This window comes from Streptomyces sp. NPDC088732, from assembly GCF_044751205.1.
Classification (GTDB): domain Bacteria; phylum Actinomycetota; class Actinomycetes; order Streptomycetales; family Streptomycetaceae; genus Actinacidiphila.
This window is the reverse complement of the sequence record NZ_JBIVLI010000004.1, coordinates 210,117-234,580: the sequence shown is the minus strand read 5'-3', so window position 1 is coordinate 234,580 and position 24,464 is coordinate 210,117. Positions and strand designations below refer to the sequence as shown.

General features: G+C 72.9%; 23 protein-coding genes. 11 read left to right on the top strand and 12 right to left on the bottom strand.

The annotated features are described in order from the left end of the window. Positions 1-59: 59 nt before the first annotated feature. Both ACIP9H_RS08985 and ACIP9H_RS08980 read left to right on the top strand, forming a co-directional pair. The gene (locus tag ACIP9H_RS08985) at positions 60-1,193 is read left to right on the top strand and encodes an ROK family protein (protein ID WP_401580906.1); all 1,134 of its coding nucleotides are present in this window, start codon (positions 60-62) and stop codon (positions 1,191-1,193) included. Positions 1,194-1,271: 78 nt separating this feature from the next. Next, entirely contained in the window at positions 1,272-2,156 is an 885-nt protein-coding gene (locus ACIP9H_RS08980; protein ID WP_401958393.1) for a prohibitin family protein, read from the top strand. A 223-nt stretch (positions 2,157-2,379) separates the two neighbouring features. Here ACIP9H_RS08980 and ACIP9H_RS08975 read toward each other — a convergent pair whose 3' ends face one another. Next, a complete protein-coding gene (locus tag ACIP9H_RS08975; RefSeq protein ID WP_401580910.1) occupies positions 2,380-3,666 on the bottom strand; it encodes an Ig-like domain-containing protein in 1,287 nt (428 codons plus the stop codon). A gap of 231 nt (positions 3,667-3,897) precedes the next feature. Beyond that, positions 3,898-4,305: a hypothetical protein gene (locus ACIP9H_RS08970; RefSeq protein ID WP_401580912.1), complete on the bottom strand. Its 408-nt coding sequence runs from the start codon at positions 4,303-4,305 to the stop codon at positions 3,898-3,900. 186 nt (positions 4,306-4,491) lie between these two features. On the opposite strand from ACIP9H_RS08970, the gene ACIP9H_RS08965 reads away from it, so the two are divergent. After that, the gene (locus ACIP9H_RS08965; RefSeq protein WP_401580914.1) at positions 4,492-4,776 is read left to right on the top strand and encodes a hypothetical protein; all 285 of its coding nucleotides are present in this window, start codon (positions 4,492-4,494) and stop codon (positions 4,774-4,776) included. A 10-nt stretch (positions 4,777-4,786) separates the two neighbouring features. Here ACIP9H_RS08965 and hutH read toward each other — a convergent pair whose 3' ends face one another. From hutH to ACIP9H_RS08940, 5 genes are all read right to left on the bottom strand, one after another. Further along, positions 4,787-6,352, bottom strand: coding sequence for a histidine ammonia-lyase (gene hutH, locus ACIP9H_RS08960; protein ID WP_401958627.1), 1,566 nt, complete (start codon positions 6,350-6,352; stop codon positions 4,787-4,789). A gap of 787 nt (positions 6,353-7,139) precedes the next feature. Beyond that, on the bottom strand, positions 7,140-8,294 hold the full coding sequence (locus ACIP9H_RS08955; protein WP_401580915.1) for a GGDEF domain-containing protein: 1,155 nt from the start codon (positions 8,292-8,294) through the stop codon (positions 7,140-7,142). A 99-nt stretch (positions 8,295-8,393) separates the two neighbouring features. Beyond that, positions 8,394-9,197 (bottom strand): enoyl-CoA hydratase/isomerase family protein, encoded by an 804-nt coding sequence (locus ACIP9H_RS08950; protein WP_401580917.1) that lies wholly within the window; start codon positions 9,195-9,197, stop codon positions 8,394-8,396. Positions 9,198-9,293: 96 nt separating this feature from the next. Next, entirely contained in the window at positions 9,294-10,454 is a 1,161-nt protein-coding gene (locus ACIP9H_RS08945) for an adenylate/guanylate cyclase domain-containing protein (RefSeq protein WP_401580919.1), read from the bottom strand. Between the two features lie 94 nt (positions 10,455-10,548). Continuing rightward, entirely contained in the window at positions 10,549-11,391 is an 843-nt protein-coding gene (locus ACIP9H_RS08940) for a biotin--[acetyl-CoA-carboxylase] ligase (protein WP_360901917.1), read from the bottom strand. Positions 11,392-11,533: 142 nt separating this feature from the next. Here ACIP9H_RS08940 and ACIP9H_RS08935 point away from each other — a divergent pair, with 142 nt between their 5' ends. From ACIP9H_RS08935 to ACIP9H_RS08920, 4 genes are all read left to right on the top strand, one after another. After that, a complete protein-coding gene (locus ACIP9H_RS08935) occupies positions 11,534-13,123 on the top strand; it encodes an acyl-CoA carboxylase subunit beta (RefSeq protein WP_401580920.1) in 1,590 nt (529 codons plus the stop codon). A gap of 17 nt (positions 13,124-13,140) precedes the next feature. Next, on the top strand, positions 13,141-13,344 hold the full coding sequence (locus ACIP9H_RS08930) for an acyl-CoA carboxylase subunit epsilon (RefSeq protein ID WP_360902925.1): 204 nt from the start codon (positions 13,141-13,143) through the stop codon (positions 13,342-13,344). 85 nt (positions 13,345-13,429) lie between these two features. Beyond that, complete coding sequence (gene mmpB / locus ACIP9H_RS08925) at positions 13,430-13,561, top strand: morphogenic membrane protein MmpB (protein WP_401580922.1); 132 nt, start codon at positions 13,430-13,432, stop codon at positions 13,559-13,561. Positions 13,562-13,574: 13 nt separating this feature from the next. Beyond that, on the top strand, positions 13,575-14,192 hold the full coding sequence (locus ACIP9H_RS08920) for a Maf family protein (protein WP_401580923.1): 618 nt from the start codon (positions 13,575-13,577) through the stop codon (positions 14,190-14,192). Positions 14,193-14,742: 550 nt separating this feature from the next. Here the strand turns inward: ACIP9H_RS08920 and ACIP9H_RS08915 are convergent. Beyond that, the gene (locus tag ACIP9H_RS08915) at positions 14,743-15,210 is read right to left on the bottom strand and encodes a hypothetical protein (protein ID WP_401580925.1); all 468 of its coding nucleotides are present in this window, start codon (positions 15,208-15,210) and stop codon (positions 14,743-14,745) included. Positions 15,211-15,585: 375 nt separating this feature from the next. On the opposite strand from ACIP9H_RS08915, the gene ACIP9H_RS08910 reads away from it, so the two are divergent. Further along, positions 15,586-17,358, top strand: coding sequence for an acetyl/propionyl/methylcrotonyl-CoA carboxylase subunit alpha (locus ACIP9H_RS08910; RefSeq protein ID WP_401580926.1), 1,773 nt, complete (start codon positions 15,586-15,588; stop codon positions 17,356-17,358). A gap of 81 nt (positions 17,359-17,439) precedes the next feature. Here the strand turns inward: ACIP9H_RS08910 and ACIP9H_RS08905 are convergent, their stop codons facing one another. Together ACIP9H_RS08905 and ACIP9H_RS08900 are read right to left on the bottom strand one after the other, a co-directional pair. Next, positions 17,440-18,438, bottom strand: a complete 999-nt coding sequence (locus tag ACIP9H_RS08905; protein ID WP_401581165.1) for a DeoR/GlpR family DNA-binding transcription regulator — start codon at positions 18,436-18,438, stop codon at positions 17,440-17,442. 155 nt (positions 18,439-18,593) lie between these two features. After that, positions 18,594-20,042 carry an NAD(P)H-quinone dehydrogenase gene (locus ACIP9H_RS08900; protein ID WP_401580928.1) on the bottom strand — a complete coding sequence of 483 codons (1,449 nt, stop codon included), beginning with the start codon at positions 20,040-20,042 and terminating at the stop codon, positions 18,594-18,596. Positions 20,043-20,135: 93 nt separating this feature from the next. Between ACIP9H_RS08900 and ACIP9H_RS08895 the strand changes: the two genes are divergently transcribed. From ACIP9H_RS08895 to ACIP9H_RS08885, 3 genes are all read left to right on the top strand, one after another. Further along, the gene (locus ACIP9H_RS08895; RefSeq protein ID WP_360901941.1) at positions 20,136-20,573 is read left to right on the top strand and encodes a gamma-glutamylcyclotransferase; all 438 of its coding nucleotides are present in this window, start codon (positions 20,136-20,138) and stop codon (positions 20,571-20,573) included. A 187-nt stretch (positions 20,574-20,760) separates the two neighbouring features. After that, complete coding sequence (locus ACIP9H_RS08890; protein WP_401580930.1) at positions 20,761-21,594, top strand: purine-nucleoside phosphorylase; 834 nt, start codon at positions 20,761-20,763, stop codon at positions 21,592-21,594. Positions 21,595-21,856: 262 nt separating this feature from the next. Beyond that, positions 21,857-23,566 carry a phospho-sugar mutase gene (locus ACIP9H_RS08885; protein ID WP_401580931.1) on the top strand — a complete coding sequence of 570 codons (1,710 nt, stop codon included), beginning with the start codon at positions 21,857-21,859 and terminating at the stop codon, positions 23,564-23,566. Between the two features lie 39 nt (positions 23,567-23,605). Here ACIP9H_RS08885 and ACIP9H_RS08880 read toward each other — a convergent pair whose 3' ends face one another. Together ACIP9H_RS08880 and ACIP9H_RS08875 are read right to left on the bottom strand one after the other, a co-directional pair. Continuing rightward, positions 23,606-23,821: a hypothetical protein gene (locus ACIP9H_RS08880; protein WP_401580933.1), complete on the bottom strand. Its 216-nt coding sequence runs from the start codon at positions 23,819-23,821 to the stop codon at positions 23,606-23,608. Positions 23,822-23,960: 139 nt separating this feature from the next. Next, positions 23,961-24,440 (bottom strand): hypothetical protein, encoded by a 480-nt coding sequence (locus tag ACIP9H_RS08875; protein WP_401580935.1) that lies wholly within the window; start codon positions 24,438-24,440, stop codon positions 23,961-23,963. Between the last annotated feature and the right edge of the window lie 24 nt (positions 24,441-24,464).

Below are 24,464 nucleotides of genomic sequence, written 5' to 3'. Positions count from 1 at the left end.
GGCACGTGGCGGAAGGCCCGGGATCGCAGGCGGGCGTGCGGAGGCGGAATCTGGCCCTCGTGGCCCATGCCGTGGCCGAGCACGGCGAGATGTCGCGCGCCGCGGTGGCCGCGGAGGTCGGCCTGACCCGCGCGACGGTCTCGACGCTCGTGGACGAGCTGCTGGCGACCGGGCTGCTGGTGGAGCTCGGCACGCAGCGCCCCGGCACGGTCGGCCGGCCCGGCACCGCGCTCGCCCTCAGCGACAGCGGCCCGGTGGGCCTGGGCGCCGAGGTCGGGGTCGACCACCTGGCGGTCTGCGCGATCGACCTGCGCGGCACGGTCCGCGCCCGGGCCCGCGTCGAGGCCGCCAACCGCGGCCGTCCGGCCCTCGAAGTGCTGCGCGAACTGGCCACGCTCGTCCGGGAGGTGACAGCCGAGGTCCACGACAGCGGGCTGTTCCCCGCCGGGCTCACGGTCGCCGTCCCCGGGCTGGTCGGGCGCGACCGGCGGGAGGTCACCCGCGCCCCCAACCTCGACTGGGAGGACGTGCCGGCCGCACAGTACTTCGACGCGCTCACCCCCACCCCGACCCTGATCGACAACGAGGCCAACCTCGGCGCCCTGGCCGAGCTGTGGCTCGGCGGCCACGAGGGCGTCACGGACTTCGTGCACGTCTCGGCGGAGATCGGCATCGGCGCCGCGCTCGTGATCGACGGCCGGCTCTTCCGCGGCGCCCGCGGCTTCGCCGGTGAGCTGGGTCACGTACCGGTGTTCCCCAACGGCCCCCACTGCTCCTGCGGCTCCCGGGGCTGCCTGGAGCAGTACGCGGGCGAGGAGGCGGTGCTGCGGGCCGCCGGGATCGGCCCCGACCGGCTGGACGCCCTCAAGGCCCTGCACACCGCCGCCGCCGGCAACGACGCCGCGGCGCTCAAGGCGCTGGCCGCCGCCGGCCAGGCGTTCGGCATCGCCCTCAGCGGCGCGGTGAACCTGCTGGACCCGCAGGCCGTCGTGCTGGGCGGCACCCTGGCCGCGCTCGCCCCCTGGCTGCGCGGGGCGCTGGTGCGGGAGCTGGACCGGCGCGTGACGGACCGCCAATGGCCCGCGGACGCGGTCCTGGTGTCCCGGCTGGGGCGCGAGGGCGTCCTGCTGGGCGCGGCGTACAGCGTCGTGCGCGACCTCCTCGACGACCCTCAGCAATTGCGAACCCCCTAGACACCGCTGGCCGTTACGATGCGCATCCGCGCCGCACGGGGAGGCGGCGCGGATCGTTTCCGTCCCGGGGGGATTCCCGTGCTCGTGCTGTGCATCCTGTTGCTGATCGCGGCCGTCGTGCTGTTCTTCGTCGGCCGCGGCCGCACCGGGGGCTGGAAACTGGGCGCCGCCCTCAGCGCGCTCGCCGGCGTACTGGCCGGCGTCTTCGCCTGCGTCCACGTCGTCAGCGCCTACGAGGTCGGCGTGCCCGTGACCTTCGGCAAAGTCGGCTCGCCGCTGACCTCCGGCGTCCACTTCACGTCGCCGTTCACCGACATCACCGCCTTCTCCACCCGCCCCGCGGACCTCAACCTCTACGACAAGGACGTCGTCGAGGTCCGTTCCTCGCAGGGCGGTGTGCTGTACGCGGACGTCACCGTGAAGTGGGCCGTGGTGCCCGCCAAGGCCGTCGGCCTCTACCGGCTGGCGGGCAACGAGGAGGCCATCCAGGAGCGCCTGGTGGTGCCGGACAGCCGCGAGATCATCCGCAACGTCTTCGCCAAGCACACCAGCGAGGAGGGCTACGCCTCCGCCCGCGAGGAGATCGGCGGGGAGATCGACGCCCTGATCAAGGAGCGCCTCGCGCCGCGCGGCATCGACATCACCGCCGTCAACCTGCGCAATGTGCGGCCGTCCGACCAGCTGCAGACGCAGATCGACAAGAAGATCCAGCAGGAGCAGGACACCGAGCGCGCGGTCGAGGCGGCCCGCACGGCCAAGGCCGAGGCCGAGCGCAAGCGGATCGAGGCGGAGGGCATCGCCCGCGCCAACCGGATCATCGCGGGCTCGCTCAGCGACAAGGTGCTCTACAACCAGTGCCTGGACGCCTACAAGGAGGCCGCCAAGGCCCACCCCGTCTACGCGGTCCCCTGCGGCACGAACAGCAGCGGCACCCCGGTCATCGTGGACGGCTCCAAGGACTGACCGACCCGGCATGCACAGGGGCCCGGAACCGTCTGGTTCCGGGCCCCTGTGGCGCCCTGGCGAGTGAGCCAAAGGGGCGCGCGCCTGTCGAAAGGGAGTGGGGGCACCTCCCAGCGGTAGCTGGGGGCGCGGAGGTCCCGAGGAACGAGGGACCGAGCACGATCGACCGTCGACAGGCGCAACAGGCGCCCCGGAGGCGAACCGAGCCCTTAAGACGAAAAAATCAGACCGCGCTGCCGGCCTTCCAGTCGGCCCAGCTCAGGTTCCAGCCGTTGAGGCCGTTCGCCGGGTCGACCGTCTTGTCCTTGGAGTTCTTCACGATCACCACGTCGCCGATGATCGAGTGGGTGAAGAACCAGTACGCGTCGGTGCTGGTGTCCTTCGCGCCCTTGGTGTCGTTCAGGCCCACGCAGCCGTGGCTGGTGTTGACGTGGCCGAAGACCCCGTCCGAGCCCCAGTAGTTGCCGTGGATGAAGGTGCCGGACGTGGTCAGGCGGATGGCGTGCGGCACGTCCTTGATGTCGTACTCGCCCTTGCCGTCGTCGTCGGTGAAGCCGACGGTCGCCCCGTTCATCCGGGTCTCGGTGAACTTCTCGGACATCACCATCTGGCCGTTGTAGGTGGTGTGCTCGTCCGAGCCCGCCGAGATCGGGATGTTCTTGATGACCTGGCCGTCGCGGACGACCTTCATCTGGTGGGTCGAGGCGTCGACCGTGGAGACCTGGCTGCGACCGATCTTGAACGAGACGGTCTTCTGCTGGACGCCGTAGACACCGCTGGCGCCCTGGACGCCGTCCAGGTTCAGCTTGACCGTGACCGTGGAGCCGGCGGTCCAGTAGTTCTGGGGGCGGAAGTCCAGGCGGGTGGAGTTGAACCAGTGGCCGACGACCTGCTGGCCGCTGCTGGAGGTGACCGTGATCCCGGTCTGGACGGCCTTCTTGTCGGTGATGGCCTTGTTGAAGTTGATCGACACCGGCATGCCCACGCCGACGGTCTGGCCGTTCTCGGGGGTGTAGTACCCGATGAAGCTGTGCGCGGCGGAGACGGTGGTGAAGGTCGAGTTCTCCGTGGCCTTGCGGCCCTTCGTGTCCTCCGCCTTCGCGACGATCGAGTACTTGGTGGCGCGCTCCAGCGGCGCGTTCGGCGCCCAGCTCGTGCCGTCGGCGGAGATCGTTCCCTCGACCTCCTTGCCGTCGGCGACCGAGGTCATCGTCACGGCGCTGAGCTTGCCCTCGGTGACGGCGACCTTGGAGCCGGAGTTGATGCTGACGTTGTCGGCACCGGCCTTGGGGGTGATGGCTATTCGGGCGTCGGAGGCGTCCTTGGCCGCCGCGTCGTCCACCGACGCCTGGGACTTGACGGTGTTGTCGGTGCCGGCGTCCGCCTTGTCTCCCCCGCAGGCGGTCAGCGTGATCGCGCCGACGGCCAGCAGAGCAATCGCTGCCAGCTCAGCCCCCCGCTTGCGGGTGGGGCGCGGGTCGTTGGCTGTGCCGGTCTCGGCGCGCTTCACACGAATCTCCAATGTCTTCGGTACGCGATCCCCCAGCCCGCGGCTACGCAAGCCGCGGACCTCATTCGAGCGTCGGTCGTACTCTCGGGAACTGCCAGGGTCTTAGGTCCGTTCCTCCATGCCGCAGAGTGTGGGGAACAACACGATCGCGTTGTCCGCAGCAGCTCATACGGAACCCCGGACCCAATGATGGGCCCGGGGCCTGTGAGTCACGTACAGGGGATGACGCGTTCAGCGGCCGCCCGGTTCCTTCCCTTCCGCAACTCGGTCACCGTCTGCCTCCTCGGCGTCGTCGGCGTCGTCGGCGGATGTCTCGTCGTCGTAGAGGTCCCACTCATCGGAGTCGGGGTCGTACTCCGTGTGAGCGCAGGACCAGGACGCCTGGACCATATCGACTCCCGGCACGCCCGTGACCAGGTCGAACGGATCGACCAGGTACGCCAGCGCCTCGGACTCGTCCTGGCGGACCGAGGACTCCGCGTGCTGCCGCTCGTCCTCCGGCATGTACTCGTCGCCGCCGAGCTGGTCGAGCGCGGCATCCGTCAGCTCGTCGGGCCCCGTGATCTCCAGGACCAGCTCGACCTGGAGCCGCACGTAACGCGGCCCGCTCTCCCCGATGGGGATGTCAGTAGTGCTCATGTGACGGAGCGTATGCTCGCGCGGCCCGCCGCGGGGGGAGGCACCCGGATCCGGCCGGGAGGATACCCGCCGGAGCGGCACGGAGGTTGCGGAAGGGTGTGTTCCAGGTTCGAACTTCCCTCCGCACCCCTTGTCTCACTAACATCGGGCTCCACGGTCAAGTCACCGCATCCGCTGGGGGATCCATTGACCTCGTACCGCTCTCCCGCTTACGTCGCCGTCGCCTCGGCGGCCGTGCTCGGCGCGCTCTACTTCGTGCCGAACGCGTCCGCCAATCCGGAGCACACGACGACGACGGCTGCCGAGGTGTCCACGGCGACCTCCACCACCGCGTCCGGCGGTGACGGGGAACAGCAGCTCGCGGACACCGGCAGTGTCGACACCACGCCGTACCTGATCGGCGGCACCGCGTTCCTCGGCATGGGCGCGGCGCTCGTCCTCAATGCGAGCCGCCGCGCCCGCGCCTACTGACCGGCAGGTCTCAGGCCAGCGGCCCGGTCGCCGACTCGGCCGCCGCCACCAGGGCGCCGCTGCGGACGAACTCGTACGCGGCCGCCAGGTCCGGGGCCAGGAAGCGGTCCGGGCCCGGGCCGGTCACATCCGCCTCACGCGCGGCCTTCAGCACCGCCTGTGACGCGGGCGCCGGCACCAGGACCTCGCTGCCCTGCACGCGCATCTCGATCGCCCGGGACGCGGCGACCAGTTCGATCGCCACGATGCGGGTCAGGTTGTCCACCGCCTGCCGCAGCTTCCGCGCGGCCGACCAGCCCATCGAGACGTGGTCCTCCTGCATCGCCGAGGAGGGGATGGAGTCCACCGAGGCGGGCACCGCGAGCCGCTTGTTCTCGCTGACGAGCGCGGCCTGCGTGTACTGAGCGATCATCAGGCCCGAGTCCACACCCGGGTCGTCGGCCAGGAAGGCGGGCAGGCCGTGCGAACGGCTCTTGTCCAGCAGCCGGTCGGTGCGCCGTTCCGCTATCGAGCCGAGGTCCGCGGCGGCGATGGCCAGGAAGTCCAGCACGTAGGCCACGGGAGCGCCGTGGAAGTTGCCGTTGGACTCCAGCCGCCCCTCGGAGCCCTCGTCCCCGAACAGCACCACGGGGTTGTCGACGGCCGAGGCCAGCTCGCGCTCGGCGACGGTCAGCGCGTGCGCCACGGTGTCGCGGCCCGCGCCGGCCACCTGCGGGGCGCAGCGGATCGAGTACGCGTCCTGCACGCGCGGCGCGTCGTCCTGGTGGTGCCCGGTGAGCCCGGAACCGGCCAGCACACGGCGCATGTTGGAGGCGCTGGCGGCCTGGCCCGGGTGCGGACGGATGGCGTGCAGTTCGGGGGCGAGCACCTTGTCGGTGCCGAGCAGCGCCTCCAGGGACAGCGCGGCGGTGACGTCGGCGGAGGTGAACAGCAGACGCAGGTCGTCGAGGGCCATCACGAGCATGCCGAGCATGCCGTCGGTGCCGTTGATGAGGGCCAGGCCCTCCTTCTCGCGCAGTTCGACGGGCTCGATGCCGTGCGCGGCCAGCAGCTCGGGAACCGGGCGCACGACGCCGTCGGGGCCCTCCGCCTCGCCCTCGCCCATGAGCACCAGCGCGCAGTGCGCGAGCGGGGCCAGGTCGCCGGAGCAGCCCAGCGAGCCGAACTCGTGGACGACGGGGGTGATGCCCGCGTTGAGCAGGGCGGCCATCGTCTCGGCGACGACGGGGCGCACACCGGTCCGGCCGGAGGCGAGCGTCTTCAGCCGCAGGAACATCAGCGCGCGGACGACCTCGCGCTCCACGCGCGGGCCCATGCCGGCCGCATGCGAGCGCACCAGGCTGCGCTGGAGCTGGGCGCGCAGCTCAGGGCTGATGTGCCGCACGGCCAGCGCGCCGAAGCCGGTGGACACGCCGTAGACCGGCTCCGGCTTCGCCGCCAGCGCGTCCACGACGTCGCGCGCCGCGGCGATCCCGGCCAGCGCCTCCGCCGACAGCTCCACGCGCGCGCCACCGCGGGCGACAGCCAGCACATCCTCCACCGCGGCCCCGTGGGCCCCGATCACCACGTTATGCATACCCATATTCACGCACCCTACGGACTGAATCCCAACCTGTCACGCGTCCGGTTTCCGACCCTACGCGGGGGGCCGCGGGCCCCCACGACCCGGCCTGCGGCACCGCACCCGCACAGGCCCACCCCCGGGCGGGAACGACCTGCCCGTCCGAGCCCACGAGCACCCCGCACGGCGCCGACGACCACAGCAGCCGCGAGAGGCACCGACCCGTCCGCGCAAGCCGAAGCTGCCGGCCACGGCTGCGCACCCCGCACGACGGCGACCGCGGAACAACCCCCATCGCAGCCGGGACGGCACGGGCACGCCGCCCACCACAGACCACGCGCACCGCGCGCACCGCGGCGACCAACCGGCCAAGCCCTCGCGCCCGCGCAAGCCCCTCAACGCACTCCGCACGACGGCGACCAACACCCGCAGCGTCGGAACAACCCCCGCCGCAACCGGGACCGCGACCCCCCTGCGCGACCCCGCGGCCACCCCGCACACCGGCGACGAACCGCCCGAGCCGCCGCCCCGCGCGGGCCCCGGACACACCGCACCAACAGCCGGAACAGCGCAAGGCTCCAACCCGCCCGCACGAGCCCGGCTTCCGCCGCCCACCACAGACCACGCACACCGCCGCGGCACCCCGCACGCCGGCAACCAACGCACCGCAGCGCGGGAAGAACCCCGCCGCAGCCGGGACGGCCCAGGTACCGGCCCGCGCGCGCGAGCCCGGCTTCCGGCGCAAGCCGTAACCGCCGACGGCCGACGCAGCGCAGTCGGGACCCCGCGGGCCGCGGCCCGCCTAGTCCCGGCCGCGGAAGCGGCGGCGTTCCACGTCGTGGCCCGCGGGCTGGTCGGCGAGGCGGACGACCGGGTCCTCCGGTGCGCCGCGGCCCGCGACGACCGGCTCAATGGAGTGCAGGGCCTTCGCCCGGTACTGGGCGGCGTCCGCCAGCCGGAACAGCCGCCGGGCCGAGGTGACCGGCCCGATCTCGGCGTCCGTCGAGGCCACCCCCACGGCGACCCCGTCGCCCAGTCCCAGCCATTTGGTCCGCACGCACAGCTCCTCGGCGACCCGGACCACGTCCTCGGCCCCGTGCCCCACCGACAGCAGGCAGAACTCGTCGCCTCCCAGCCGGGCCACCAGGCTCTCCTCCAGCGCCGCGCCGCACAGCGAGAGCACCGAGCCGAAGCCGACCAGCAGGCGGTCGCCGACCGCGTGCCCGAGCTGGTCGTTGACCCGTTTGAGGCCGTTGAGGTCGCAGACCACGAGGCTGACGGGGGTCCCGTCGGCGCGGTGCCGCTCCAGGGCCTCCTCGAGGCGCTGGTCCACCGCGCGCCGGTTGGCCAGTCCGGTCAGCGGGTCGGTGAAGGCCAGCCGCCGCACCTCCGCCAGCCGCTCGGTCTGCGCGATCCCGGCGGCGGTGAGCGCCGCCAGGACGGTGGCGAACTCGGTGTCGTCCCGGTCGAAGACCGGCCGACCGGCCGCCCGGGCGACGTAGAGCTCGCCCCAGGCGAGCCCGTGCAGCAGGATCGGCGCGATCACGCACGAGGAGCGGCCGCGCCGGCGCAGCATGGCGACCCGCTGGTGGCAGTAGGCGCCGGTACGGTCGCCCGCGGGGCCGTCCGCGGTCTCGACCCAGGCGTGCGGCTCGCCGCCCTCGGTCCACCGGCCGTGCAGGAACTCCACGATCTCGGGGAAGTCGGCGACCGAGTAGACCTCCTCGTCGGGCTGCGCCTCCTCGTCGGGCGCGAGGTCGCCGTCGTTGACCAGGACCCGCAGCCGTCCGCGGTCGCGTTCCCAGCGGGAGACCGCCGCCATGGTGCCGCCGAGGGCGACCCGGGCGGCGGTGGCGGCGGCGACGACCGCTTCCATCGGCGACTTCGCCGCGGCCACTGCCCGCGCCAGCTCGGCGACGGCGCGCAGTCGCACGTCCCCGCCGCCGGTGCCGTTCATGCGCCCGTCTCCTGTCGCCGCACACTTTTTACCAGTTTGCGACGTTTACCGGATCATGCGCGCTCCGGGCCCGCCCGGCACGGCCGTTTCCCGCGCCAATCACTCCCCCGGCCACACCGGGTCGCGCTTCTCGTTGAACGCCGCCACGCCCTCCGCCCGGTCCCCGGAGAAGGCGACCGTGCGCCAGGCCGCGTCCTCCACGTCCAGGCCGGTGCGCAGGTCCGTGCCCTGGCCGAGGCGCAGCGCCCGCTTGGCGGCCCACAGCCCGACCGGGGAGTTCCTGGCCATCCGGGCGGCCAACGCCAGCGCCTCCGTACCGTCCTGGCCCTCCTCGGCGAGGACGTCGATCAGGCCCAGCCCGAGCGCCTCCGCCGCGGGCACCCGCCGCCCCGTGAAGATCAGCTGCGCCGCACGGGCGGCGCCCACCCGGCGCGGGAGCAGCTGCGTGCCGCCGCCTCCGGGGATCACGCCGACCGAGACCTCGGGCAGCCCGACGACGGCCGTCGGGTCCGCCACGATCACGTCGCAGGCCAGCGCCAGTTCGTAGCCGCCGCCGAGTGCGAAGCCGTGCACCGCGGCCACCGAGGGCATCGGCAGCTCCAGTACGGCGGTGTAGGCGGCCCGGGTGTGCGGGCGCTGCTTCATCAGGTCGGCGTCGGAGAAGGAGTTGCGCTCCTTGAGGTCGGCGCCGACGCAGAAGGCCCGCTCATGGGTGGAGCTCAGCACGGCGACGCTCACCGAACGGTCGGCCGCCAGGGCCGCGCACGCCTCGGCGATCCCTCGCGCCATGTCCGTGGAGACGGCGTTCATCGCCTTCGGCCGGTCGAGCACCAGCTCGGCGACCCGACCCGCGTCACCGTGCCGGCGGACCGCCACCCACTCACCAAACCGCTGCTCGGACATTGCCCACGCACCCCTTCGGGTCGGCCGTTAACGATCGTGAACCAACCCGAGCAGGGTAGGGCGCCGGACCCGCGGGCGAAAGCGTCCCCGGCCCGCTCAGCCGCCGCGGCGGCTCAGCAGCCAGGGCTCCACGACGCCCAGACCGCGCACCGGCCGCCGCCACATCGGCTGCAGCGCGAAGCGGTACTTCTCGTCCGACCCGGGCTCGATCTCCGCCTCCGACTCGGGCGCCTCGCCGCCGGCGACCAGCGCCTGCGCGAGCTCCCCGTCGACGAGCACCGCGTCGCGGGGCGCTATCGAGGTCAGCCGGCTCGCCAGGTTCACCGTGGTGCCGAAGACGTCGCCCATCCGCGTGGTGACCGTGCCGAAGGCGATGCCCACGCGGAGCGCGGGCATCGTCTCGTCGCCGTTCATCGTCTCGATCAGCCGCATGCCGATCTCGGCGGCGGTGCCCGGGTCGTCGGCGATGAACAGCACTTCGTCGCCGAGGGTCTTGACCAGCCGCCCGCCGTGGGCGGCGACCTGGTCGGCGGCCGTGGTCTCGAAGGCCTCGACCAGTTCGCCGAGTTCCTCCTCCTCCAGCCGCCGGGTCAGCCGGGTGAAGCCGACGAGGTCGGCGAAGCCGACGGCGAGCCGGCGGTCCACGGCCTCCTCGTCGTCGGAGCGCACGACCCGGCTGGTGGCGGCGGCCAGCTGGCGCCGCCAGACGTACGTCAGGAACTCCTCCAGCTCCGGCAGCAGCAGTTCGACCAGCGGGTAGGCGACCTCGGCCCGGGTCAGGCCGGGCTCGGGCGGCTCGGTCAGCTCCTCCAGGAAGGAGTCGGTCTGCCACTCGGCGAGCCGCGCGGTGGTCTGGCCCGTGGAGCGGGCCACTTGGATGGCGGTGTTCTCGCTGATCAGGCCGGCCTCCACCAGGCCCGCCAGGCGGCGCAGCGCGAGCACGTCGGCCTCGGTCAGGGCCCGTGCCTGGCCGATGTCGGCGAAGCCCATGGCGCGCCAGAAGCGCGCCGCGAGGTCCATGGAGACACCGGCGCTGCGGGCCGCCTGGAACGGCGTGTAGAGCCGTTCCGCGCCCATGATCAGCGCCTCCAGGCGGAGCGCGATGGGGTCCTCGTCCGGACCGGGGGTCCCGGCCCCGGGATCGTCCTGCGGCTCGGCGTCCGGCTCGTCCTCGGGTGCGGTGCCCTCGGGCCCGCTGCCCGGCTCCCGGTCCGGTCCGTCGTGCGACGGGAGGTCGCTCGCGTCGTCCACGCTCACCGCCCGCCCCCTCCAGGGTCCCTGCGCTCCGGCCCCTCCGCACACCTGTTGTATGGCGGCTGCCGCACCAACCATACGACAGGTGTGGCCTGGCTCACTCTCCCGCCGGCCGCACATGGACGACGTCGCCCGCGGCCACCGCCTGCTCGCCCGTACCGGTGGCGACGACCAGGCGTCCGTCCTCGTCCACGGCGACCGCGCGGCCGGTCACCTCGGCCCCGCCGGGGAGCATCGCGCGCACCGTGCGGCCCAGGGTCGTGCAGCCGGCCGCGTACGCCTGCTGGAGCCGCGAGGCGGCCGGATCGCCCTCCGCGGCCAGCCACTCGCCGTACCAGTCGGCCAGCGAGCGCAGCACGGCGCGCAGCAGCGGATCGCGGTCGGCGACCTTGGCCCCGGCGAGCGCCAGCGACCCGGCGGTGGGCACCGGCAGCTCGTCCTCGCGCAGGGTGACATTGAGCCCGATGCCGAGGACGACGGCGTCGTCGCCCACCCGCTCGGCGAGGATGCCGCCGGTCTTGCGCTCCTCGCCCCCGACGGTCACCAGGACGTCGTTGGGCCACTTCAGGCCCGTGTCGACGCCCGCCGTGCGCGCGACGGCGGTCGCCGTGGCGACCCCGGCGAGCAGCGGCAGCCAGCCCCAGCGGTGGGCGGGGGCGGCGGACGGCCGCAGCAGGACGGAGAAGAACAGTCCGGAGCGGGCCGGCGCCTGCCACTGGCGGTCCAGCCGGCCGCGGCCCGCCGTCTGCTCCTCGGCGACCAGCACCGCGCCCTCGGGCGCGCCCTCGCGGGCGCGGGCGCCCAGGTCGCTGTTGGTGGAGCCGGTGGCCTCGACGAGGTCGAGGGAGGTCCACCGGCTGTCCGGGGTGACGATCGCCTTGCGCAGGGCCGTCACGTTCAGCGGCGGGCGGTCGAGGTCGGACCAGCGGTTCGATGTCATGTGCCCCAGCCTAGGAGCAGGGGTGTGGCCAACGCCGCACTGACCGGGCAGCATCCACGCGGTTACGCTACGGAAACAGAATTACTCGCCAGTCACGTCACACCCTCAGACCGACCCGACGGGAACAGGAGAGCCGCCTCCCATGGCTGAGCCGGAGTACGACATCCACACGACCGCGGGGAAACTCGCGGACCTGCGCCGCCGCACCGAGGAGGCGACCCACGCAGGCTCGGCGCGCGCGGTGGAGAAGCAGCATGCGAAGGGCAAGCTGACGGCCCGTGAGCGCATCGAACTGCTGCTGGACGACAACTCGTTCGTGGAGCTCGACGAACTCGCGCGGCACCGCTCGACCAACTTCGGCCTGGAGAAGAACCGCCCGTACGGGGACGGCGTCGTCACCGGCTACGGCACCGTCGACGGGCGCCCGGTCGCGGTGTTCTCGCAGGACTTCACGGTGTTCGGCGGGGCGCTCGGCGAGGTCTTCGGCGAGAAGATCGTGAAGGTCATGGACTGGGCGCTGAAGACCGGCTGCCCGGTCATCGGCATCAACGACTCCGGCGGCGCCCGTATCCAGGAGGGCGTGACCTCGCTCGGCCTGTACGGCGAGATCTTCCGCCGCAACACCCACGCCTCCGGTGTGATCCCGCAGATCTCGCTGATCATGGGCCCGTGCGCGGGCGGCGCGGTGTACTCCCCCGCCATTACCGACTTCGTGGTGATGGTCGACCAGACCTCGCACATGTTCATCACGGGCCCCGACGTCATCAAGACCGTCACCGGCGAGGACGTCGGCTTCGAGGAGCTCGGCGGCGCCCGCTCGCACAACTCGGTCTCGGGCAACGCGCACCACATGGCGGGCGACGAGAAGGACGCGATCGAGTACGTCAAGGCGCTGCTGTCGTACCTGCCGTCCAACAACCTCCAGGAGGCCCCGGCCTACCCGCAGGAGGCGGACCTGGAGGTCGGCGCCGAGGACCTGGAGCTCGACGCGCTGATCCCGGACTCGGCGAACCAGCCGTACGACATGCACCAGGTCATCGAGCACGTCCTGGACGACGGCGAGTTCCTGGAGACCCAGGCGATGTTCGCCCCGAACATCGTCACCGGCTTCGGCCGCATCGAGGGCAGCCCGGTCGGCGTCGTCGCCAACCAGCCGATGCAGTTCGCCGGCTGCCTGGACATCAACGCCGGCGAGAAGGCGGCGCGCTTCGTCCGCACCTGCGACAGCTTCAACGTCCCGGTCATCACCTTCGTCGACGTCCCCGGCTTCCTGCCGGGCACCGACCAGGAGTGGAACGGCATCATCCGGCGCGGCGCCAAGCTGATCTACGCGTACGCCGAGGCCACCGTGCCGCTGATCACCGTCATCACCCGCAAGGCGTTCGGCGGCGCCTACGACGTCATGGGCTCCAAGCACCTGGGCGCCGACCTCAACCTAGCCTGGCCGACCGCCCAGATCGCCGTCATGGGCGCCCAGGGCGCGGTCAACATCCTGCACCGCCGCACGCTCGCCGAGGCCGGTACGCCGGAGGAGGCGGAGTCGCTGCGCGCGGAACTGATGCGGGAGTACGAGGACACGCTGCTGAACCCGTACGTCGCGGCCGAACGCGGCTACGTCGACGCGGTGATCATGCCCTCGGAGACCCGCGTGCACCTGGTGAAGGGGCTGCGGACGCTGCGCAACAAGCGCGAGAGCCTGCCGCCGAAGAAGCACGGCAACATCCCGCTGTAAGGAGTGTGCCCACGATGATGATCAAGGTCGAACGGGGCAACCCGACCCCGGAGGAACTGGCGGCCGTCGTCGCCCTGGTCCAGGCGCGGGCCGCAGCCGCGCCCGGCGCCGCCGACGGCCCGCGATCCGCCGACGAGTGGGCCGACCCCGCGCGCAACGTGCCGTCCAGGGCGCTCCGCCCGGCTCCCGCCGCCTGGCGCGCCACCTACTGGCCGCACTGAGCCGGGCACCGCGTCCGCGCGTGCCGTCCGCGGCTGAGTATCCGTACTCAGGCGCGGGCGGCCGCACGCGGCGCACCCTGGACGGATGCTGTGGTCCGAACCGTCCGACGAACCCCCCGAGGAGATGCGGCAGGCCCAGGCGATGATGCGCCGGGCGATGCTCGTGATCGCCGTCGCCGTCCCCGTCATCACGGCCCTGGTGGCCTGGCGCTGCTGACTACGATGACGGCATGACCGACAGCCGCAGCGCCCGCACCCGACCGCTCGTCCTCGCCTCGGCCTCCCCGGCCCGGCTCGGACTGCTCAAGGACGCCGGACTCGACCCGCGGGTCGTCGTCAGCGGCGTCGACGAGGAGGCGGTCACCGCCGGCAGCCCCGCCGAACTCGCCCTGGTGCTGGCCGAGGCCAAGGCCGCCGCGGTCGCCGCGGGACTCTCCGGCGACGAGGTCGTCATCGGCTGCGACTCCGTCCTCGACCTGGACGGCCAGGCCCTCGGCAAGCCCTCCGACGCGGAGGACGCCACCGCGCGCTGGAAGGCCATGCGCGGCCGCTCCGGCGTGCTCCGCACCGGACACTGCGTCATCGACCTGTCCCAGGGCGGCCGCCGGGTCTCGGCCACCGGCTCCACCACGGTCCGCTTCGGCACCCCGGACGACGACGAGATCGCCGCCTACGTCGCCTCCGGCGAGCCGCTCAAGGTGGCGGGGGCGTTCACCCTCGACGGGCGCTCGGCACCGTTCGTCGACGGCATCGACGGCGACTCCGGCAATGTCATCGGGCTGTCGCTGCCGCTGCTGCGCCGGCTCTTCGCGGAGCTCGGTCTGCGCATCACCGACTTCTGGGTCTGAGACCCGGCCTCAACGGCCCTCAGATCGCGACCGGTGCCACGGGAGGCGGCGGCGGGGCGCCCCGTCCGGCTTCCCGGCGACCGGGACCGCCGGGGTGTCGCCATCGGCGTGCAGCACCAGGCTGAGCACCTCCAGCCCTCGGGCAGCCCGGTCAGCGCATCCCCGACTTCTGGGTCCGAGCACCAAGGTCAGCTGCCGCCGGCGGCCCTCAGACCGCGGCCAGGACCGTGGGGGCGGCGCCATCGGCGACCGGCAGACCGGCGCCGGCGCCACGGGAGACGCCGGCGGGGCACCCCGTCCGGCTTCCCGGCGGCCGGGACCGCCGGGGCGACGCCATCGGCGTGCAGCACCAGGCTGAGCACCACCAGCCCTCGGGCAGCCCGCTCCGCGCACTGAGCCCAAAGGTCAGCTGCCGCCAGAGGCCCTCAGACCGCGGCCCGTGCCACGGAAGGCCGCGGGGAGGCGCCCGGTCCGGCTTCCCGGCGACCGGGGCGACGCCATCGGCGTGCAGGACCGGGCGAGCCCTGAGGTCGGCTGCCGCCGGCGGCCGTCAGACCGCGGCCGGCGCCACGGGAGGCGACGGGGGCGTGCCCCCGTCCGGCTTCCCGGCGACCGGGACCGCCGGGGTGTCGCCATCGGCGTACAGCACCAGGCTGAGCACCACCAGCCCCATGATCACCACCATCCCCACGAACGCCGCCCAGCCCACCGGCGCGGCCAGGCCGGCGGCGAGCACGCCGTGGGTGACGGCGCAGACGATCAGCAGGACGCGGCCCAGGCGCCGGGGGGCGCGGTCCCGGAGCGCGGCACGGGCGAGGACGACCGCGCAGCCGATGAGGAAGAGCGCCATCACCACGCCGGCCGCCCACGCCCCGGCCGCCATGGCACGGGGCGCCAGGCCGCCGAGCGACATCTGCTGGTGCTCCACGGCGATGCCCATCACCCAGTTGACGACGGCGAAGCCGAACGCCTCCAGGACGAGCACTACGGCCGCTGTCGCGGCGACACTCCTGCGCACTGCGCGCCCCCTGTCCCCGACCGGATTACCGCCGGTATCACGTAGGGCGCACGCTACTAACGGGTAGGTGTCGCGGCAAGGGTTTCGTCACCGCCACCCGTATGGGGCGCCGCTCCGGCAAAGTTTTCCCCGGGCCTTCGTGGAGTTCCCACAAAACCAACACCCCGTCGGCCACGGTGGAGACAGGTGACCCGGCCCACACCCCAGGGCCTCAAGCACCGGGATGAAGAGGGATTTACCGTGGAAAGCCACGGCATACCAGCCCCCCGCGGGGACCCGTGTCACCCTCCGTGTGGGCAAGCTCACCCCCAGGGGCGCCTCGGCACGAAGTGTCGCCAGTACCTAAACTCTGCTTGTTTCAAGGAGGGAGCCATCGTGCGCAAGGTCCTCATCGCCAACCGCGGTGAAATCGCAGTCCGCGTCGCCCGTGCCTGCCGGGATGCCGGGATCGCCAGTGTGGCCGTCTACGCGGAGCCGGACCGGGACGCGCTGCATGTGCGCGTGGCCGATGAGGCGTACGCGCTGGGCGGTGACACTCCGGCCACCAGTTACCTGGACATCTCCAAGGTGCTGGCGGCCGCAGCCGAAGCCGGGGCGGACGCCGTCCACCCGGGGTACGGCTTCCTGTCGGAGAACGCCGACTTCGCGCAGGCCGTGCTCGACGCCGGCCTGACCTGGATCGGCCCGCCGCCGCAGGCCATCCGCGACCTGGGTGACAAGGTCGCCGCCCGGCACATCGCGCAGCGCGCCGGTGCGCCGCTGGTGGCCGGCACTCCCGACCCGGTCTCCGGGTCGGAGGAGGTCGTGGCGTTCGCGCGCGAGAACGGCCTGCCGATCGCCATCAAGGCCGCCTTCGGCGGCGGCGGACGCGGCCTGAAGGTCGCCCGCACGCTGGAGGAGGTCCCGGAGCTCTACGACTCCGCGGTGCGCGAGGCCGTCGCCGCCTTCGGGCGCGGCGAGTGCTTCGTCGAGCGCTACCTGGACAAGCCCCGGCACGTGGAGACCCAGTGCCTGGCCGACCAGCACGGCAACGTGGTCGTGGTCTCCACCCGTGACTGCTCGCTCCAGCGCCGCCACCAGAAGCTCGTGGAGGAGGCGCCCGCGCCCTTCCTGACCCCGGAGCAGAACGAGCAGCTCTACCGCGCCTCCAAGGCCATCCTCAAGGAGGCCGGCTACGTCGGCGCGGGCACCTGCGAGTTCCTGGTCGGCACCGACGGCACGATCTCCTTCCTGGAGGTCAACACCCGCCTCCAGGTCGAGCACCCGGTCACCGAGGAGGTCACCGGCATCGACCTGGTCCGCGAGATGTTCCGGATCGCCGACGGCGAGGAGCTCGGCTACGACGACCCGCCGATGCGCGGTCACTCCTTCGAGTTCCGCATCAACGGCGAGGACCCGGGCCGCAACTTCCTGCCGGCCCCCGGCACGGTCACCCGGTTCGACACCCCGTCCGGCCCGGGTGTGCGCCTGGACGCCGGCGTGGAGGCCGGCAGTGTCATCGGCCCCGCCTGGGACTCACTGCTGGCCAAGCTGATCGTCACCGGTGCCACCCGGCAGCAGGCGCTGCAGCGCGCCGCGCGTGCCCTGGCCGAGTTCCAGGTCGAGGGCATGGCCACCGCCATCCCGTTCCACCGCGCGGTGGTCGCCGACCCGGCGTTCGCACCCGAGGTGCACGGCGGGAAGGGCCCGTTCACGGTCCACACCCGGTGGATCGAGACCGAGTTCGCCAACGAGATCCCGCCCTTCACCGCCGTCGGCGACGGTGAGGAGTCCGACGAGTCGGGCCGCGAGACCGTGGTGGTCGAGGTCGGCGGCAAGCGCCTGGAGGTCTCCCTCCCGGCCTCGCTGGGCATGACCCTGGCCCGTACGGCGGCCGCCGGCGGCGCGCGTCCCAAGCGGCGCACCGCGAAGAAGGCGGGCTCCGCCGCCTCCGGCGACAGCCTGGCCTCGCCGATGCAGGGCACCATCGTGAAGGTGGCCGTGGAGGAGGGCCAGGAGGTCAAGGAGGGCGACCTGGTCGTCGTCCTGGAGGCGATGAAGATGGAGCAGCCGCTCAACGCGCACCGCTCCGGCACCATCAAGGGCCTGACCGCCGAGGTCGGCTCCTCCGTCTCCTCCGGCGCGCTGATCTGCGAGATCAAGGACTGATCCACGTCTGCGGCGGCACAGCGCCGCACGCACGGCACCGCACGCGGGCCCCGGCCGAGGATCGGCCGGGGCCCGCGGTGGTCAGCGGCGGCGCGGTGCCAGGTCCGCGATCCGGGCGGCCTGCTGCTCCCCGGCCAGTTGGGCGGTGCGCAGCGGCGACATGCTGCCCGCCACGCCTCCGGCCGACTGCCCGGCGGCCCGGGCGCGCGGCTCCCCGGGCGGGGCCGCGCTGCCGGCGGAGTAGCCCGGCTGCGGGTGCTGGTGGCGGCGGGGACCCGGCACGGGCGGCATCTCCCGCCGCTGCCGCCCGTGGGGCATCCCGCCGTCCACACCGTCGGTCGACGCCACCGCGACCTGCACACCGCGGTCGGCCAGCGCCTGGAGTTCGGTCGCCGCGCGGTCGTCGCCCGCGGGCGGCGCGTCGGTGACCAGATGGGTGATCAGGTCCGTGGGCACGGTCTGGAACATGGTGTCGGTGCCCAGCTTGGTGTGGTCGGCCAGCACCACGACTTCCGCGGCCGCCTGGACCAGTGCCCGGTCGACGCTCGCGGAGAGCATGTTCGAGGTGGACAGGCCGCGTTCGGCGGTGAGGCCGGCCCCGGACAGGAACGCCCGGGAGACCCGCAGCCCCTGCAGGGACTGCTCGGCGCCGCTGCCGACCAGCGCGTAGTTGGACCCGCGGAGCGTGCCGCCGGTCATGACGACCTCGACCCGGTTGGCATGCGCCAACGCCTGCGCCACGAGCAGGGAGTTGGTCACGACGGTCAGCCCCGGCACCCGGGCGAGCCGGCGTGCCAGCTCCTGGGTGGTGGTACCGGCACCGACGACAATGGCCTCGCCCTCCTCGACGAGACCGGCCGCGAGATCGGCGATCGCCGTCTTCTCCGCGGTCGATAGATGGGATTTCTGCGGGAAGCCGGACTCCCTGGTGAAGCCCCCCGGCAGCACCGCACCGCCGTGCCGGCGGTCGAGCAGTCCTTCTGCCTCCAGCGCCCGCACGTCACGCCGTACGGTCACTTCCGAGGTCTGGACGACGCGGGCGAGCTCACGGAGGGAAACGGCTCCGTTGGCGCGCACCATTTCGAGGATCAGTTGGCGACGTTCTGCTGCGAACACGAAACTGACAGTAACGCCAATGACCGTCTGCTATCAGCAGTTTGCACCGATTAACAGAAGTTGTTCGTGAAGTCGGACGTCGCGTGCTATACGGAAAGCTGCGGCCCCGCGCCCCGCGGTTACAGCTCCCCGGCGGCCTTCCGGGTGGCCAACTGGCGTGCGGCCTCCGCGATCGAGCCCGACAGCGACGGATAGACCGTGAAGGTGTTCGCCATCTGCTCGACGGTCAGATTGTTGTCGACCGCGATCGAGATGGGGTGGATCAGCTCGCTCGCGCGCAGCGACACGACCACGCCGCCGACCACGATCCCGGTGCCCGGACGGCAGAAGAGCTTCACGAAGCCGTCCCGGATGCCCTGCATCTTCGCCCGCGGGTTGCGCAGCAGCGGCAGCTTCAGGACGCGGGCGTCGATGATGCCGGCGTCGACGTCGGACTGCGTGTAGCCGACCGTCGCGATCTCGGGGTCGGTGAAGACGTTCGAGGAGACCGCCTTGAGGTTGAGCGGGCCGACCGTCTCGCCGAGGAAGTGGTACATCGCGATCCGGCCCTGCATGGCGGCGACCGACGCGAGCGCGAAGATGCCCGTGACGTCACCGGCCGCGTACACGCCCGGGGCGGAGGTGCGGGAGACCTTGTCGGTCCAGATGTGGCCGGACTCCTTCAGCTTGACCCCGGCGCCCTCCAGGCCCATGTCGGAGCTGTTGGGTATGGCGCCGACCGCCATGAGGCAGTGGCTGCCGGTGATGACCCGGCCGTCGGAGAGCGTGACCTCGACGCGGTCGCCCACCCGCTTGGCGGACTCGGCGCGGGAGCGGGCCATGACGTTCATGCCGCGGCGGCGGAAGACGTCCTCCAGGACGGCGGCGGCGTCCGGGTCCTCGCCGGGCAGGACGCGGTCGCGGGAGGAGACGAGCGTCACCTTGGAGCCGAGCGCCTGGTACGCGCCGGCGAACTCGGCGCCGGTCACGCCGGAGCCGACCACGATGAGCTCCTCGGGGAGCTCGTCCAGGTCGTACACCTGCGTCCAGTTGAGGATGCGCTCGCCGTCCGGCAGCGCGTCGGGGAGCTCGCGGGGGCGACCGCCGGTGGCGATCAGCACGGCGTCGGCGGTGAGGGTCTCGGTCGTGCCGTCGGCGGCCGCCACGACGACCTTGCGGGAGCCGTCGATGGCCTGCATGCCCTCGAGCCGCCCTCGGCCGCGCATGACCCGGGCGCCGGCGCGGGTGACGGAGGCGGCGATGTCGTGCGACTGGGCGAGCGCGAGGCGCTTCACCCGCCGGTTGACCTTGCCGAGGTCGACGCCGACGACGCGGGCCGCCTGCTCGACGTGCGGCGTGTCGTCCGCCACGATGATGCCCAGTTCCTCGTACGAGGAGTCGAAGGTGGTCATCACCTCGGCCGTCGCGATCAGGGTCTTCGACGGCACGCAGTCGGTGAGCACCGACGCCCCGCCCAGGCCGTCGCAGTCGACGACGGTCACCTCCGCGCCCAGCTGGCTGGCCACGAGGGCCGCTTCGTATCCGCCGGGTCCGCCACCAATGATCACGATCCGAGTCACGTACCCCATTGTCCCGCACGCGCCAAGTGATCACCTACGGGGCCCCGCGGCCCGGCCGTCGTGGGCGGGTGGGCGGGGTCCCTCTGTCGTACTCTCGTCACCATGTCGCTCTACGCCGCGTACGCCGGCAACCTCGACGCGCGGCTGATGACCCGCCGCGCCCCGCACTCGCCGCTGCGCGGAACCGGCTGGCTCGACGGCTGGCGCCTGACCTTCGGCGGCGAGCAGATGGGCTGGGAGGGGGCGATCGCCACTCTGGTGGAGGACCCGCTGCACCAGGTCTTCGTCGGGCTGTACGACATCGCCCCGGTCGACGACGAGTCGCTGGACCGCTGGGAGGGCGTCCCGCTCGGCATCTACCGCCGCCACCAGGTCCGGGCGCACACCCTCGACGGCGACGTGACGGCGTGGATCTACGTCCTCAACGACTACGAGGGCGGCCTCCCCTCCGCCCGCTACCTGGGCGAGATGGCCGACGCGGCCGAGTCCGCGGGCGCCCCGCACGACTACGTCATGGAACTGCGCAAGCGCCCCTGCTGACCGCGGGGCACGCCCCGGACCGGGCGGCGGGCGGAGATGAACACTGGGTGATGCGCGGGGAAAGCGCTCACCACCGGACTCCCCGGACGGCACAATGGGACCGTCAATCGTCGGATCCTCCGAAGTTTCGCAGACCGTGACCTGAGACGTCTACGCGCGTAGGAGATAACCGGCTACCCTCATCGGCGTGAACTCTTCCGCACATCCCAACGCAGCCCGCACTCCGCAGGGCGACCCGTACGCCGCCGCCACGGAGGCCGCCGCTCGCCTGCGCGAGCTCACCGGCGACGAGACCCACGACGTCGCCCTGGTGATGGGCTCCGGCTGGGTGCCGGCCGCCGACCGGCTCGGAGAGGCCGAGTACGAGTTCGCGATCACCGAGCTGCCGGGCTTCCCGCCGCCCGCCGTCGCCGGGCACTCCGGCAAGGTGCGCTCGGTGCGGATGGGCGACCGGCGCGCGCTGGTGTTCCTGGGCCGCAACCACTACTACGAGGGCCACGGCGTGGCCACCGTGGTGCACGGTGTGCGCACCGCCGTCGCCGCCGGCTGCAAGACCGTCGTGCTCACCAACGGCTGCGGCGGGCTGCGCCCCGACTACCGGCCCGGCCAGGCCGTGCTGATCAGCGACCACATCAACATGACGGCCACCTCGCCGATCGTGGGCGCCAACTTCGTGGACCTCACCGACCTGTACTCGCCGCGGCTGCGCGCGCTGTGCAAGGAGGTCGACCCCTCCCTGGAGGAGGGCGTCTACGTCCAGCTCCCCGGCCCGCACTACGAGACGCCCGCCGAGATCAACATGGTCCGCACCATCGGCGGCGACCTGGTCGGCATGTCCACCACGCTGGAGGCCATCGCGGCCCGCGAGGCGGGGGCCGAGGTGCTCGGCATCTCCCTGGTCACCAACCTGGCCGCGGGCATGACCGGCGAACCCCTCAACCACGAGGAGGTCCTGGAGGCCGGCCGCGACTCCGCCGCCCGCATGGGCGCCCTCCTCGCCCAGGTGCTGGAGCGGATCTGACCGTCCGGCGGGACCCCGACCGGCACAGGGCGGAACCCGGGCACCGCCGCCCCGCCCGCCCGTGCGCGCCGTGGGCGCCCGGTTCACCTGGTTAGGGAACCGGCGGGCGCGGGGAGGTTACCCCGGTAACTCACTGGTCCCCCGGCACGCGCCGCCCCCACCCGGCCCCCGGCCCCCGGTCGGCCCCGGCACGCCGGTCCCGGGACCGGCCGCCGCGGCGGCGGAGGCGGCACCGACGACCGAGACATCGCAGGAGCATGACGTGGCAAGCGCAAGCAACAGCGCAGAGCAGCTGATCCGGCAGGCCCGTACCTGGCTGGCCGAGGACCCCGACCCGGACACCCGGGACGAACTGGAGGTGCTGCTCGCCTCCGCCGAGGCCGGTGACCGGGCCGCGGCGGACGACCTGGCGGACCGGTTCGCGGGCACCTTGCAGTTCGGCACCGCCGGTCTGCGCGGCGAGATCGGCGCGGGTCCGATGCGGATGAACCGCTCGGTCGTCATCCGCGCGGCCGCGGGCCTGGCCGCGTACCTCAAGGCGCACGGCCAGGGCGACGGACTGGTCGTCGTCGGCTACGACGCCCGCCACAAGTCGTACGACTTCGCGCGCGACACGGCCGCCGTCATGGTCGGCGCCGGGCTGCGCGCCGCCTTGCTGTCCCGGCCGCTGCCCACGCCCGTGCTCGCCTTCGCCGTACGCCATCTCGGCGCGGCCGCGGGCGTCATGGTGACCGCGAGCCACAACCCGCCCCAGGACAACGGCTACAAGGTCTACCTCGGCGACGGCTCGCAGATCGTGCCGCCCGCCGACTCCGGCATCGCCGCCGAGATCGCCGCGATCGGCCCGCTCGCGGACGTGCCGCCGGCCGGTGACGGCTGGCAGGTCTACGGCGACGAGGTCGTCGAGGCCTATCTGGAGCGCGTCGCCTCGGTGGTGGACCGGCACTCCCCGCGGGACCTGTCCGTGGTCTACACCCCCCTGCACGGCGTCGGCCGCTCCACGCTGACCGCCGCCTTCGCGCGGGCCGGTTTCGCCGCCCCCCACGTCGTCGCGGAACAGGCCGAGCCCGACCCGGACTTCCCGACGGTCGCCTTCCCCAACCCCGAGGAGCCGGGGGCGATGGACCTGGCCTTCGCCGCCGCCCGCGCGCTCGCGCCGGGCGTCGACACCGACATCGTCATCGCCAACGACCCCGACGCGGACCGCTGCGCCGTCGCCGTCCCGGACCGCGGCACGGAGGCCGGCTGGCGGATGCTGCGCGGCGACGAGGTGGGCGCCCTGCTCGCCACGCATCTGGTGCACCAGCGCGCCACCGGGACCTTCGCGGCGAGCATCGTCTCCTCCTCGCTGCTGTCCCGCATCGCCGCCCGGGCGGGCCTGGACTACGCCGACACCCTGACCGGCTTCAAGTGGATCTCCCGCGTGGAGGGCCTGCGTTACGGCTACGAGGAGGCCCTCGGCTACTGCGTGGACCCCGGGGGCGTCCGTGACAAGGACGGCATCAGCGCGGCCCTGGCCGTCGCCGAACTCGCCGCCGAGCTCAAGGCCAAGGGCCGCACCCTCTCCGACCTCCTGGACGACATCGCCCTGGAGTACGGCCTGCACGCCACCGACCAGCTCTCGGTGCGGGTCGCCGACCTCGGCCTCATCGGCGAGGCCATGACGCGGCTGCGGGAGCGGCCGCCGACCTCGCTGGCGGGGCTGGCCGTGACGACCGCCGAGGACCTCACCCGGGGCACCGAGGACCTGCCCCCGACGGACGGCCTGCGCTACCACCTGGCCGGCGCCGGTCCCGTCGAGGCGGCCCGGGTCATCGTCCGCCCGAGCGGCACGGAACCCAAGCTCAAGTGCTACCTGGAGGTCGTCCTCCCGGTCCCCGGCGGCGCCGAGACCCTCGCGGCCACCCGCACGCGGGCGGCGGAGGTCCTGGCCGCGCTCAAGTCCGACCTCGCGGCGGCCGCGGGCATCTGACCCACCCGTCCGCTGACGGAGCGACACGGCCGCGCTCCGTCAGCGGCGCTCGGTGGCCCGCGGGTGTCCCGCACCCGCGAAGGTGATCCAGCACGTGTCGTGCGCCGTGTCCACCAGGTACCAGACGCGACCGCCGCCGGTGACTTCGATCTGCCATTGCTCGCAGGTCCGCCCTCTGTGGGTGCCGTGCGCCAGGCTGCCCTTGAGCCGATGGTGCCGGGATGTCTCCACGACCGGGCGGGGGTTCGTGCGCATCGTCAGCCACGCACGGTACGTGTTTCCAGGGGCCTGCCCGGCAAGGTTCTCCCATCCCTTGGCCGAGGCCGCGTCCGCGAAGCGGACCTCCCACTGACCCTCCGGCGCCGGAGGCGCCGTTCGGTCGCCCGGCCGGCCGTCACACCGTGTCCCGCGGATCGGGTACCGCGCCGTAGTCCTCGTCGTGGTCCCTGGTGAGCGCGGCCAGCAGTTCGGGATCGGAGTGGGCCTCGGCCGTGTGCTGCCAGGCGACGAGCACCTGGGCGACGGATGCACTGTTCCCCAGGGCATCCGCGGCACGCATGGTGTCGACCAGTTCGACGGCGAAGGCGTGGACATCGGGCTCGGGCAGGAAGCGCACCCAGGGAAACGCGTCAGGAAGCAGGTCGAGCAGGAGTTCCATGCTGCCGGGCTCCCGCCGCGCGATCGCGGCGAGCATGCGTGTGGCGGCGGACACCACGGTCTGGTCCTGCTCCGCCCGGGCCGCGGTGGTGAGGACCAGGTCCTCTCCATCCCTGCGGTGCAAGAGCAACCGGGGCGATTCCTTCAGCCGGGCGAGAGTCTGCTTGTTCTTGTTCACCAGCTCGGAGAAATTCACGGCGCCGGTCTCGGTAGGCATGTTTTTGAAAGTACTTCGAAAGTG